The organism is Microbacterium sp. CFBP 13617 (genome assembly GCF_014839445.1).
Lineage (GTDB): Bacteria > Actinomycetota > Actinomycetes > Actinomycetales > Microbacteriaceae > Microbacterium.
In genome coordinates, this window is the sequence record NZ_JACYNW010000002.1 from 408,045 (window position 1) to 419,478 (window position 11,434).

Consider the following 11,434-nt stretch of genomic DNA (forward strand, 5'->3'; position numbering starts at 1 on the left):
GGAATGTCTCGCTCTTCTCGCGCCAAAGTGCTCTGGTTCGCCCGACTCGAGCGCCGGTTCCACCGCTGGCGCGAGCGTCGGGCGCGCGCCCGCCACCTGCGTCCCGTGGTCACCGGCTTTCCGGGCTACGGAACCGAGGAGTGGGTGCGCGTGCTCGGTCGCGTGCTGATCGCCCCGCCGATCAAGCGCACCTCGACCGGAGAGTCCGCGAGCCTGCGCGGCTGGCGTGCGTTCGCCGCCGTTCCGGTGGGGATGGCGCGCGTCGACATCGTCATCGACGGGGTGACGCACGAGGTCACCGCCGACCGTGGCGGAGTGATCGACGCCAAGCTCCCCGCGACGCTCGCGCCCGGCTGGCAGGACATCACCATGTCGGTCGAGGGCAGCGAGCCCACCGAGACCCGCGTGTTCATCGTCGGCTCCGACGTGCGCTTCGGCGTCGTGAGCGACATCGACGACACCGTCATGGTCACCGCCCTTCCGCGTCCGCTTCTCGCGGCCTGGAACTCCTTCGTACTCGACGAACACGCCCGCCAGCCCGTTCCGGGGATGGCGGTCATGCTCGAGCGGCTGACGCGGGAGAACCCCGGTACGCCGGTGATCTACCTGTCGACCGGTGCCTGGAACGTCGCCCCCACTCTGACCCGCTTCATGCGTCGGCACCTGTTCCCGGCGGGCTCGTTCCTGCTCACCGACTGGGGCCCCACGCACGACCGCTGGTTCCGCAGCGGTCGCGACCACAAGGAGCAGAACCTCCGCCGTCTCGCGCGGGAGTTCCCCCAGGTGAAGTGGCTGCTCGTCGGTGACGACGGTCAGCACGACGACGCCATCTACACCGGCTTCGCCATCGAGAATCCGCGGAGCGTCGCCGCCGTCGCCATCCGCCGGCTGCTGCCCGCCGAGGCCGTGCTGGCCGGTGGGCGCACCGTGGTCGACGATCACTCGGCCGCCGAGGTGCCGTGGGTGAGCGAGTCCGACGGCGCGGGCCTGCTCGAGCGACTGCAGGATGCCGGGGTCATCTCGCGAGAGGGCTGAGCGCGGGCGGGGCGACGCTGGTCGTAGCCTCCTCGATGCGGACAACCTCCGCGGCATCCGGGCCGTTCGGGCGGAGGATGCGCGCATCGCTGACCACACGCACGCACGCGGGGCGAAGGCCGTCAGCTCCGGACGCCGCACACGGCTCGATGTCGGAGGGGGCGCGTACGGTGGAAGCATGTGCGGTCGTTTCGTCGTAGCCAACGTGGCCTCCCAGCTCGTGGGGGTGCTGCGCGTCGACGTCGAGGCCGACGAGCTGCCCCCGCCGTCGTACAACATCGCTCCCACGTCGCGCGTGGGCATCGTGCTCGACTCGATCAAGAGCGAACCCCCCGTCCGGCGCCTCGAGGTCGCGCGCTGGGGGCTCGTGCCCGGGTGGGCGAAAGACGTCAAGATCGGCGCCCGGGCGTTCAACGCCCGCGCCGAAGAGGTCGAAGACAAGCCCATGTTCCGCACCGCGCTCATCAAGCGGCGCGCGGTGATCCCGGCATCCGGGTACTACGAGTGGAAGACCACCGACGAGGGCAAGACCCCCCACTACATCCACCCGTCCGACGGCTCGCCGCTGTTCTTCGCCGGGCTGTACGAGTGGTGGAAAGACCCCTCGCTCGCCGACGACGACCCCGCCCGGTGGGTGCTCAGCTGCACGATCCTCACCCGCGACGCCATCGGCCGCCTGGGATCGATCCACGACCGCATGCCGCTGTTCCTCGACCCCGATTTCGCCGACGCCTGGCTCGACCCGACCACCGAGAACGTCGGCGACGTGCTCGACGCCGCGATCGACGCGGCCCCCGACGTCGCCGAGACGCTCGACGACCACGTCGTGTCGTCCGACGTCGGCAATGTGCGCAACGACTCCCCCGCGCTGATCGACGCCGTCGAGTGAGCACCGTCCTCGACACGACGACGCTCTCGCGCGCCGAGTGGAGCGTTCTCGCCGATGCGCACGCCGCACGCGCCGACGCGCTGACCGCCGACCATCGCGCGCGGGCGAGTCGGGCCGAGAAGCACCCGGTCGAAGACTTCCTTTTCACCTATTACTCGTACAAGCCGGCGATCCTGCGGCGCTGGCACCCCGGCATCGACGTCGTACTCGGCGACGCCGACGAGCGCGCCGCCTGGCGCTGGTACCGCGGCGACCGTGACGGCGTGCGAGTGGATGCCGAGAGCTTCCGCACCGAGCGCGGATCCCTGTATCGCGGCATCGTCTCGCTGCTGCGGGCCACCGCCGACCGACCGGCGCAGTTCGGCTGCTTCGGGCTGCACGAGTGGGCCATGGCCTACCGCGCCGACGAGGTGCGGCACGCGGTGCCCCTGCGGCTCGGCCGCGACGGGACCGACGCGGTGGTCGAGGCCCACGACCTGCGCTGCACGCACTTCGACGCGTTCCGGTTCTTCACGCCCGATGCGGTGCCGCTGAACCGTACGCCCCTCTCCCGCGATGACCAGGCCGAGCGCGAGCAGCCCGGTTGTCTGCATGCGGGCATGGACGTGTACAAGTGGGCCGTGAAGCTCGGTCCTCTCGTTCCCGGCCCCCTGCTGCTCGCGGCGTTCGAGCTCGCCCGCGACATCCGGACCCTCGACATGCAGGCCTCGCCCTACGACCTGCGCGACTGGGGCTACCTGCCCGTGCCCATCGAAACGGCCGAGGGCAAGGCCGAGTACGTGGCCCGTCAGAGGAGTCTGAGCGAGCGCGGTCAGGGTCTGCGGCGCGACGTCATCCGCGCGGTCACGGGCACCGACGACACGCCCGGCCGCGCCGATTTCTTACGCCCGCGATCTGTGTTGTAAGCTCATGGAGTTGCCTCGAAGGGGGCGGAAAACAAAATATCCGGGCCTGTGGCGCAGCTGGTAGCGCACCTGCATGGCATGCAGGGGGTCAGGGGTTCGAGTCCCCTCAGGTCCACCCAGAGAGAAAGCCTCCGCTTCGGCGGGGGCTTTCGTCGTTCCGGTCGATGCGTGGGTTCCGGCCGCGTCGGCGGGCTCCCGGCATCCGTTCCCGGCCCTTCGCCACACGACGGATGCCCCTCCCGTGCGGGAGGGGCATCCGGTGAGACGACTCAGCGCGACGAGACCGGTACGCGCGTCTTGGCCTGCTGGGCCTCGCGCATGAGGAGTTCATCGTCGAGCCAGTTCGGGGCCTTGTTGCGCAGGGCGAAGATGTACACCGCGAGCGAGGCCGCGATGATGACCGTGACGTAGACGATGAACACGGGCACCTGCTCGGCGCTCTGCGCCCCGGCGTACAGCAGGGGGGCCGTGCCGCCGAACAGCGAGTTCGCCAGCGCGTAGCCGAGGCCCACGCCGAGCGCCCGCACATGGGTCGGGAACAGCTGGGCCTTCACCAGCGCGTTGATCGAGGTGTATCCGGTGAGGATGATGAAGCCTCCGAGCAGGATCGCGAACGCCGCGAACTCGTTCGTCTGCTGCGGGAGCATCGTGATCAGGAACCACGTGTAGAGCACGCCGCCGACGCCGAAGAACACCAGGAGCGACTTGCGGCCGACCTTGTCGGAGAGCCAGCCGCCGATGGGCTGCATGAGCATGAGTGCGGTCAGGGCGACCAGGTTGATGATCGTGCCGGCCACGACGTCGCCGCCCGAGAAGGCGGTCTTGACGATGTTCGGTCCGGTGACCGAGTAGGTGTAGAACGCGACGGTCCCGCCCGCGGTGACGGCGAAGCAGAGCAGCAGCGGACGCCAGTTGTTGACGAGCAGGTCGCGCATCGAGCCCGACTCCTTCGAGCGGCCCGACTTGTTGTCGGTGATGACGCTCTGCTCGAGCGACTCGTCCATCGTGCGGCGCATCCAGAACACCGCCACCGCGGCGACCCCGCCGATGGCGAAGGCAACGCGCCAGCCCCACGCCGAGATGGCCTCGTCGTCGAGGGTGAGCACCATGACGAGCAGGGTCGTCTGGGCGAGCACGTGCCCACCGACGAGCGTGACGTAGTGGAACGACGACAGGAAGCCACGACGACCGGGCATGGCGGCCTCGGACATGTACGTCGCGCTCGTGCCGTACTCGCCGCCGGTGGCGAAGCCCTGCACCAGGCGGGCGAAGACCAGGATGACGACGGCTCCGGCGCCGATCGCCTCGGCCGTCGGGGCGAGGGCGATGACGAGCGAGCAGAACGCCATCAGCGACACCGACACGGTGAGAGACAGCCGGCGTCCGTGGCGGTCGGCGAAGCGGCCGAAGAACCACGATCCGATCGGACGCATGAGGAAAGTGACGGCGAAGATCGCCCACACGTAGAGGGAGGAGTTCTTGTCGTCGGAGTCGAAGAACTGCGACTCGAAGTACACCGCGAACACCGAGTAGACGTAGACGTCGTACCACTCGACCAGGTTGCCGGCCGAGCCCTTCAGCGTGTTCGATATGGAGCGTCGCAGGCTCGTGGGGATCGTCGTCGTCGTTGACATGGGTAATCCGATCGGTCGATGGACGGTTCTCGTCTCGTACGCCGTCGAAGACGGGGCCCGGCGGCGGCGACGAGTCGTATCCCGTTATCGTGGCGGCGCGCGGGGGCCCGTCCCGAGATCCTTACATGCGCCTTACATTGACCCCGGCCCGCCGCCGGGGGCGACCCCGGCGCGTGAGCCTACGATGGGGCCATGCACGTACTCGTAGCCGAGGACGACGGCTCGGTCGCCGCGGCGCTCGTCTCGGCGCTCACGCGCGCCGGGCACGCGTGCACCCGTGTCGCGCGCGGCAGCGACGTGTTGCTGCGCCACCGCGACGCCCAGGTCGTGCTGCTCGATCTCGGGCTGGAAGACATGGACGGGCTCGACGTACTGCGCCAGCTGCGCGAGGTGAGCTCGCTCCCCGTCATCGTCGTCACGGCCCGCGGCGACGAGCGCTCCACCGTGCGGGCACTGTCGCTCGGCGCCGACGACTACCTCGTCAAGCCGGTGCGCCTCCACGAGCTGTTGGCGCGGCTCCTGGCCGTCACCCGTCGCTACAGCCCGCCCGACGAGCCCCTGCGCGTGCGGGTCGGCTCGGTCGAGATCGACATCGACGCCCACCGCGTGCACGCCGCCGACCGCGAGGTCGCGCTGACGCCCAACGAGTTCGGCATCCTGTACGCCCTCGCCCGACGCGCGGGGCAGGCGGTGAGCCGTCGGCAGATCCTCGACGAAGTCTGGGGAGACGCGTACGTGGCATCGTCGCGATCGTTCGACGTGCACCTGGGGCAGGTGCGCCAGAAGCTCCCCGAGGTGACCATCACGACCATCCGCGGCCTGGGCTACCGCCTCGAGGATGCCGCGTGAAGCTGCGGGTGCTGCTCCCCCTGCTCGTCTTCGGTCTCATCGCCGTGATCGCCGTGCTCATCCCCGTGGCGCAGTCGCTCGCCGACTCCCGCACGCAGCAGCTCGCCCTGCAGCGCACCGCGGCGCTCGACCAGGTCGTGCAGCGCGCCCGGACGGCGCTCGTGCAGTCCGACGTCGAGGGACTCCAGGCCTACCTCGAGCGCTTCCACGCGGTCTACGCCGAGTCGGTGCTCGTCCTCGACGAGAGCGGGGAACCGGTCGCCTCGGCGGGCGAGCTGCACCGCGATGCCGCCGTCGATCAGCTCGTCACCGCGGCTTCGCGGGCCATTCCCCAGCTGTCGCTCCCCCGGGTCACCCCCTGGGGACCCCGGAGCGCCCTCGTCGCGGTGCCCGTGATCGCGGCCGGTGATCTGTCGGCCGGCGTCGTGGTGCTCGCGGTCGACCTGCGGGGCGCGCAAGCCGACGTCTCGCGCGCGTGGGCCGTGATCGCCGCGATCGGGGTGCTGCTGCTCAGCGTGCTCATGGTCGCCTCGCTGCTGTGGACCCGCTGGATCCTGCGCCCGGTGCGCGCGCTCGATTCCGCGGTCGCCGACCTCACCGCCCATCGCGATCCCGCACCGCTGCGTCCCTCGGGACCGCCCGAGCTGCGCCGCCTCAGCCGGGCATTCGCGACGATGGCCGATGAGGTCGAGAACAGCCTCGAGCAGCAGCGCGGTTTCGTCGCCGATGCCTCGCACCAATTGCGGACGCCCCTCGCGGCCATCCGGCTGCGCGTGGACGGCCTCGCCCGCGACGGTGACGCGGCCGACGACCTCTCGGCCGTCGACGACGACCTCGATCGCCTCGAGCACACCGTGGAGCGCATGCTGACCCTCGCCAACGCGGAGCACCGCGCTGCCGCGCGAACCCAGGGTCACGACGACGCACGAGACGAGGGCGCCCCGCGTGAATGCTCGGTCACCGCGGCCGACCTGGTGAAACGGCACCGTGCGCGCCTGCACGCCGCGGGACTGACGCTCAGCATCGACGACTCCCCGGCGATCGTGGTCCCCTGCGGCCGCGCCGACCTCGACGAGATGCTCGATGTGCTGCTCGACAACGCGGCGAAGTACGCCGGTGCGGGCGCGCGGGTGCGGGTGAGCGTGGAACAGGATGCCGGACGCCTCGAGGTGCGCGTGGAGGACTCGGGCACGCAGCTCGACGACGCGCACCTTCCGCGCCTGGGCACGCGTTTCTGGCGCGCCGGTCTCGACGGCGGCACCACCGGCACCGGCCTCGGGCTCGCCATCGTCGCGCAGCTGATGCGGGCCGCCGGTGGGCGGCTGGAGCTGCGCCGCTCGCGCGAGGGTGGACTCGCGGCGCACCTGATCTGGGACAGAACGTGACGGGGGTCTCGCGGCGCAGCTTCCTGTGGGCGGGCGCCGCGGCGGGCACCGTCGTACTGGCGGGGTGCGTGCCCACCGCGCCGACCGTGCTGACGCTGGGCTGCGGCGAACCCGGCGGCAGCTACCTGCAGTTCGGCCAGCTGCTGAGCGACGTCGCCCGAGGGTCCGGGTCGTTCGAGATCACCGCCCTGCAGACCGAGGGCAGCGTCGACAACCTCGCCCTGCTGTCGCAGGGCCGCGTGGAGCTCGCCCTCTCGCTCGCGGATTCGGCGGCGGCGGCGAGCGGTGGGGTGGTCGCGATCGGGCGGGTCTACCAGAACTACTTGCAGTGCCTGGTCCGGTCACCCGACGGCCCGCGCTCGCTCGCCGAGCTCGCCGGAACGCGCGTCTCGCTCGGCGCCCCCGGCTCGGGTGCGGCCGCGACCGCGCGCCGGGTGATGGATGCCGCGGGACTGTCGCCCGCGTCGGCGACCGAGCGGCCGCTCCGCGATGCCGCCGTCGATCTGGAGCGGGGCCGCATCGATGCGCTGTTCTGGTCGGGTGGGGTGCCGACGCCCCAGATCGCGGAGCTCGCCGCCCGCACCCCCATCGCGGTGCTCGACACGACGCCCGTGCTGCCGACGCTCCTGCAGCGCTACCCCGACGCGTACGTGGCCACGACCATCCCCGCCGGCGTCTACGGCGCGGACTCCCCGGTTCCCGCCATCGGCGTCGCCAACCTGCTGCTCGCCCGCCCCGACCTCGACGACACGCTCGTGGAGCGCGTCGTCGACGTGCTCATCGACGACGCGGCGCGCCTCGTGGCGCCCGGGGCCCTCGGCATCCAGTACCTGACTCCGGCGAGCCTCATCGACACCCTGCCGATCGCCCTGCACGCGGCGGCCGAGCGGCGGTATCGCGAACGCTACGGGTGAGTGGTCGGGCGGGCACAGCGCGAATGGGCCGGCGCGAACACGCCCCACGCACACAGAACGCCCCCGGCCGTGAGGGCCGAGGGCGTTGTCGTGGGGGTCGTTACTCGGGCGCGCCCGCGGGCGTCGGCAGCTCGATCGGAACGACGGGGCAGTCCTTCCAGAGGCGCTCCAGGCCGTAGTAGACACGTTCTTCCTCGTGGAAGACGTGGACCACGAGGTCGCCGAAGTCGAGCAGCACCCAGCGCGACTCCTGACGCCCCTCGCGGCGCAGACGCTTGTGGCCGTGCTCGAGCAGCTTGTCTTCGATCTCGTCGGCGATCGCGGCGACGTTGCGCTCATTGCGACCGGTGACGAGCAGGAAGATGTCGACGAGCGGAAGGGGCTCGGAGACGTCGAGGGCGACGATGTCGTCGCCGCTCTTGGCGTCGGCGGCGAGAGCGGCGATCTGCGCCATCTCCCGTCCGTTGGCGGTGGCGGTCATCGGAAGACTCCTGTCGTGAAGGCGAGCACGAGGGTGACGGCCACCGCCAGCGCCAGCGCGCCGGTCGTGATGATGAGGCCGATGAGGAGCTTGCTCCCCTTCTCGGGCGCCGGGGGGCGAATGATCTCGCCGGGCTGTTTGACGGTGCTGATGGCGGCACTGGCCGCGATCGGGGTGGGAGACGAGGCGGGCGGGAGCTCGCCGTCGAGAAGAACGGCATCGGCGTCGCGACCGTCGGTCGTGCCCGGGGCGTGACCGACGGAGCCGAGGCCCTCGGGTAGCTCGAACGTGCCGGTGATCATGACCTCGCCCGTCGCGGTGACGGGGCCGACCAGCGGCACGCCCGAGGGCGTCTGCGAGAGGATCAGCGCGTTCGGCGTCGACACCGCGCCGCTCGCCGAGGCGTTGCGCGCGATGAGCTGGTCGAACGAGTCGGGCAGGGTGACGTCGGGCTTGGCGCCGTCGAGCAACTCGGAACCGAGCGCCGGGTTCACCACCGACGCGCCGGGGGCGTCATCGGCCGCGGCGGGCGTCTCGGCGGTGTCGGGCGCCGACGGGCGGAAGATCGCCGGCCGCGTCGACTCGGCCTGGGGCAGAGGAGCGAACGGGGAGTTCTGACGCGGCAGGGCGGGCTCGAGGTCGGGCGTGATGACCGGCACCGCGGCAGTGCGGATCTTCTCCTGCGCGCGCGCCTGGCGGCGAGTGAGTCCCGGAACGCCGAAGTCGGCGCCATGGTCGCCGAACGGAGGCTCGAAGGCCGAGGGGCGCGCGGCGGCCGGAGTGTCTTCGCGCGCGGTGTCTTCGCGTGCGCTGTCTTCACGTGCGGTTTCGTCGGCACCGGATGCCGCGGGCGCGGGCTCGTCGGTGGACTTCGCCGCGGGGAACAACGCGGTCGGGGCCGCGTCGTCGACCGCCGGGGCCTCGGCAGCAGGTACGTCGGCAGCAGGTACGTCGGCAGCCGCGACGTCGGCAGAGGCATCGTCCACCGGGGCGTCGGACGCGGCGGCATCGTCGACGACCGGTGCACTCGACGCCGTGGTCTCGGCGGGCGCCGCCGTCTCGGCGGTGCTGTCGGTCGCGGGCGCCGAGGACTCGGCATCCGTCTCGGGCGCGATGATCGGCGTCGCGCCGGTGTGGCGGAGCTCGCGCAGCTGACGGCGGGTCAGCGCGGGGGTCTCGGGGTTCTCGGAAGTGCTCATGCATTGCTCCGGTAGAGGTGGTGCTTCGCGATGTACTGCACGACGCCGTCGGGCACGAGGTACCACACGGGGTGTCCTCGGCGCACACGGGCGCGGCAGTCTGTGGACGAGATCGACAGCGCCGGGATCTCCAGCTGGCTCACGTTTTCGGTGGGCAGGCCTTCGGTGGTGAGCACGTGTCCGGGCCGCGAGACGGCCACGAAATGCGCGAGATCCCACAGCTGCTGATGGTTTCGCCACCCCAGGATCTGCGCCACGGCGTCGGCACCGGTGATGAAGAACAGCTCGGCTCCCGGACGCTGCTCCTGCAGATCGCGCAGCGTGTCGATCGTGTAGGTGGGGCCTTCCCGATCGATGTCGACGCGGCTCACCGTGAACTGGGGGTTCGAGGCCGTCGCGATCACCGTCATGAGGTAGCGGTGCTCGCTCTCGGTGACGTCGTCCTTCTGCCACGGGCGACCCGTGGGCACGAAGACGACCTCGTCGAGGTCGAACGACTGCGCCACCTCGCTGGCCGCGACGAGGTGACCATGATGGATGGGATCGAACGTCCCACCCATGACCCCGATCCGAGGGGCGCGCGTCACCGACATACGGTGGGCCTCAGTGGCCGTGCGCCTCGGGGGTGGGCGTCCCGTGCTTCTTCGTGTAGGCGTCGGCCTTGTGCGCGTGGCGGTTGGCGACGTTGCGGTACGACAGCGTGACCAGGCTCAGCGACACGAACACGACGAACGCGACGGCGCCGAACCAGAAGGTCTGGGCCTGCACGTTGCCGCCGTGGTGGGCGCCTTCTTCTGCAGCGTGGGCGAGAAGTGAGACGAAAGTCATCTGTGCTCCGTTCGAGAGGTCTGCGCGGGGCGCGCAGCCCATTTTAGGCGGTCAGGCGCGGACCTGGCCGTCGCCGCGCCCGAGCCACTTGGTGCTCGTGAGTTCGGCGAGGCCCATGGGACCGCGGGCGTGCAGCTTCTGAGTCGATATGCCGACTTCGGCGCCGAAGCCGAACTCTCCCCCGTCGGTGAAGCGGGTGGAGGCGTTGACCATGACGACGGCCGAGTCGACCTCGGCGAGGAACCGGTCGGCCGAGGCCTGATCGGCCGTGATGATCGACTCGGTGTGGTGGGTCGAGTAACGGCGGATGTGGGCGAGGGCGTCGTCGAGGTCGTCGACGACACGCACGGCCAGGTCGAGCGTCCCGTACTCACGCGCCCAGTCGTCTTCGGTCGCGGTGACGACGCGCGCGTCGTGTGCCCGCGTGACGTCGTCGCCGTGCACGGTCACCCCGGCATCGGACAGCGATGCCAGCAGCTCGGGCAGCAGTCGATCGGCCGCGTCGCGGTGGACGAGCACTGTCTCGACGGCGTTGCACACGCTCGGCCGCTGGGTCTTGGCGTTGAGCACGATGTCGCGCGCCCAGTCGTCACGGGCCGTGGCGTCGAGGAAGACGTGGACCACGCCGGCCCCGGTCTCGATGACCGGAACGGTCGACTCGGTCACGACCGTCTCGATCAGCGACGCGCTTCCGCGTGGCACGAGCACGTCGACCAGTCCGCGCGCGTTCATGAGCGCACGCGCGCCGTCGCGGCCGAAGTCGTCGACGCTCTGCACGGCCTCGGGGCTGACGCCCTGGGCCTGCAGCGCCGCGCGCATGACCGAGACGAGGGTCGCGTTGGTGCTCTGCGCCGCGGAACCGCCGCGCAGCACGACCGCATTTCCGGAGCGCAAAGCGAGAGAGGCGATGTCGACCGTGACGTTCGGGCGCGCCTCGTAGATCGACCCGACGACCCCGAACGGTACCGCCACCTTCTCGAGGGCGAGTCCGTTGGCGAGCGTCCGGCGGTCGAGCACACGGCCGACGGGGTCGGGCAGGCCGGCGACATCGCGCACCGCCGCCGCCAGGGCTGCGACGCGTCCGGCATCGAGGCGCAGGCGGTCGAGGAGGGCGTCGCCGATGGCATCCGCTCGTCCGCGTTCGAGGTCGTCGGCGTTGGCCGCGACGATCTCGGCGGACGCCGCCTCGATCGCGTCGGCGACCGCGTTCAGCAGAGCGGTCTTACGCTCGGAATCGAGCAGACCGATCTCGCGCGCGGCGTCTTTGGCCAGACGCAAGCGCTCATCGACGGAGGCGGCGATCGTGGTCATGCGC

12 protein-coding genes and 1 tRNA gene are annotated in these 11,434 nt (G+C 71.0%); 7 read left to right on the forward strand and 6 right to left on the reverse strand.

The window, feature by feature from the left end; all coding sequences use genetic code 11:
- The first annotated feature begins 3 nt into the window (after positions 1-3).
- The 4 genes from IFU40_RS06560 to IFU40_RS06575 all read left to right on the forward strand — a co-directional run bounded on the left by IFU40_RS06560 (position 4) and on the right by IFU40_RS06575 (position 2,944).
- Positions 4-1,035 carry an App1 family protein gene (locus IFU40_RS06560; protein ID WP_055836972.1) on the forward strand — a complete coding sequence of 344 codons (1,032 nt, stop codon included), beginning with the start codon at positions 4-6 and terminating at the stop codon, positions 1,033-1,035.
- 178 nt (positions 1,036-1,213) lie between these two features.
- Positions 1,214-1,924: an SOS response-associated peptidase gene (locus IFU40_RS06565; protein WP_055836970.1), complete on the forward strand. Its 711-nt coding sequence runs from the start codon at positions 1,214-1,216 to the stop codon at positions 1,922-1,924.
- The gene (locus tag IFU40_RS06570) at positions 1,921-2,829 is read left to right on the forward strand and encodes a 3-methyladenine DNA glycosylase (protein WP_191925812.1); all 909 of its coding nucleotides are present in this window, start codon (positions 1,921-1,923) and stop codon (positions 2,827-2,829) included. Before IFU40_RS06565 ends, IFU40_RS06570 begins: the two co-directional genes overlap by 4 nt.
- A gap of 42 nt (positions 2,830-2,871) precedes the next feature.
- Positions 2,872-2,944: transfer RNA gene (locus tag IFU40_RS06575), tRNA-Ala, on the forward strand.
- A 154-nt stretch (positions 2,945-3,098) separates the two neighbouring features.
- On the opposite strand, the gene IFU40_RS06580 is transcribed toward IFU40_RS06575, so the two are convergent.
- Positions 3,099-4,463 (reverse strand): MFS transporter, encoded by a 1,365-nt coding sequence (locus IFU40_RS06580; protein WP_055836964.1) that lies wholly within the window; start codon positions 4,461-4,463, stop codon positions 3,099-3,101.
- A 192-nt stretch (positions 4,464-4,655) separates the two neighbouring features.
- Between IFU40_RS06580 and IFU40_RS06585 the strand changes: the two genes are divergently transcribed.
- The 3 genes from IFU40_RS06585 to IFU40_RS06595 are packed head-to-tail and all read left to right on the forward strand — an operon-like array spanning position 4,656 to position 7,611.
- Positions 4,656-5,312: a response regulator transcription factor gene (locus IFU40_RS06585; protein WP_191925813.1), complete on the forward strand. Its 657-nt coding sequence runs from the start codon at positions 4,656-4,658 to the stop codon at positions 5,310-5,312.
- The gene (locus IFU40_RS06590; RefSeq protein ID WP_191925814.1) at positions 5,309-6,697 is read left to right on the forward strand and encodes an ATP-binding protein; all 1,389 of its coding nucleotides are present in this window, start codon (positions 5,309-5,311) and stop codon (positions 6,695-6,697) included. The genes IFU40_RS06585 and IFU40_RS06590 overlap by 4 nt, the downstream gene beginning before the upstream one ends.
- On the forward strand, positions 6,694-7,611 hold the full coding sequence (locus tag IFU40_RS06595; RefSeq protein ID WP_191925815.1) for a TAXI family TRAP transporter solute-binding subunit: 918 nt from the start codon (positions 6,694-6,696) through the stop codon (positions 7,609-7,611). Before IFU40_RS06590 ends, IFU40_RS06595 begins: the two co-directional genes overlap by 4 nt.
- A gap of 100 nt (positions 7,612-7,711) precedes the next feature.
- Here IFU40_RS06595 and rsfS read toward each other — a convergent pair whose 3' ends face one another.
- The 5 genes from rsfS to IFU40_RS06620 are packed head-to-tail and all read right to left on the reverse strand — an operon-like array spanning position 7,712 to position 11,430.
- Positions 7,712-8,092, reverse strand: coding sequence for a ribosome silencing factor (gene rsfS, locus IFU40_RS06600; protein WP_055836953.1), 381 nt, complete (start codon positions 8,090-8,092; stop codon positions 7,712-7,714).
- Positions 8,089-9,291 (reverse strand): hypothetical protein, encoded by a 1,203-nt coding sequence (locus IFU40_RS06605; RefSeq protein WP_191925816.1) that lies wholly within the window; start codon positions 9,289-9,291, stop codon positions 8,089-8,091. Before IFU40_RS06605 ends, rsfS begins: the two co-directional genes overlap by 4 nt.
- A complete protein-coding gene (gene nadD, locus IFU40_RS06610; protein ID WP_055836947.1) occupies positions 9,288-9,884 on the reverse strand; it encodes a nicotinate-nucleotide adenylyltransferase in 597 nt (198 codons plus the stop codon). Before nadD ends, IFU40_RS06605 begins: the two co-directional genes overlap by 4 nt.
- A 10-nt stretch (positions 9,885-9,894) precedes the next feature.
- Positions 9,895-10,119 (reverse strand): hypothetical protein, encoded by a 225-nt coding sequence (locus IFU40_RS06615; RefSeq protein WP_055836944.1) that lies wholly within the window; start codon positions 10,117-10,119, stop codon positions 9,895-9,897.
- A gap of 51 nt (positions 10,120-10,170) precedes the next feature.
- Entirely contained in the window at positions 10,171-11,430 is a 1,260-nt protein-coding gene (locus tag IFU40_RS06620) for a glutamate-5-semialdehyde dehydrogenase (protein WP_070407911.1), read from the reverse strand.
- Positions 11,431-11,434: the final 4 nt, after the last annotated feature.

Coding starts and splice junctions, on each gene's coding strand:
- IFU40_RS06560 (WP_055836972.1), top strand. CDS start 4: ATGTCTCGCTCTTCTCGCGCCAAAGTGCTCTGGTTCGCCCGACTCGAG.
- IFU40_RS06565 (WP_055836970.1), top strand. CDS start 1,214: ATGTGCGGTCGTTTCGTCGTAGCCAACGTGGCCTCCCAGCTCGTGGGG.
- IFU40_RS06580 (WP_055836964.1), bottom strand. CDS start 4,463: ATGTCAACGACGACGACGATCCCCACGAGCCTGCGACGCTCCATATCG.
- IFU40_RS06585 (WP_191925813.1), top strand. CDS start 4,656: ATGCACGTACTCGTAGCCGAGGACGACGGCTCGGTCGCCGCGGCGCTC.
- rsfS (WP_055836953.1), bottom strand. CDS start 8,092: ATGACCGCCACCGCCAACGGACGGGAGATGGCGCAGATCGCCGCTCTC.
- IFU40_RS06605 (WP_191925816.1), bottom strand. CDS start 9,291: ATGAGCACTTCCGAGAACCCCGAGACCCCCGCGCTGACCCGCCGTCAG.
- nadD (WP_055836947.1), bottom strand. CDS start 9,884: ATGTCGGTGACGCGCGCCCCTCGGATCGGGGTCATGGGTGGGACGTTC.
- IFU40_RS06615 (WP_055836944.1), bottom strand. CDS start 10,119: ATGACTTTCGTCTCACTTCTCGCCCACGCTGCAGAAGAAGGCGCCCAC.
- IFU40_RS06620 (WP_070407911.1), bottom strand. CDS start 11,430: ATGACCACGATCGCCGCCTCCGTCGATGAGCGCTTGCGTCTGGCCAAA.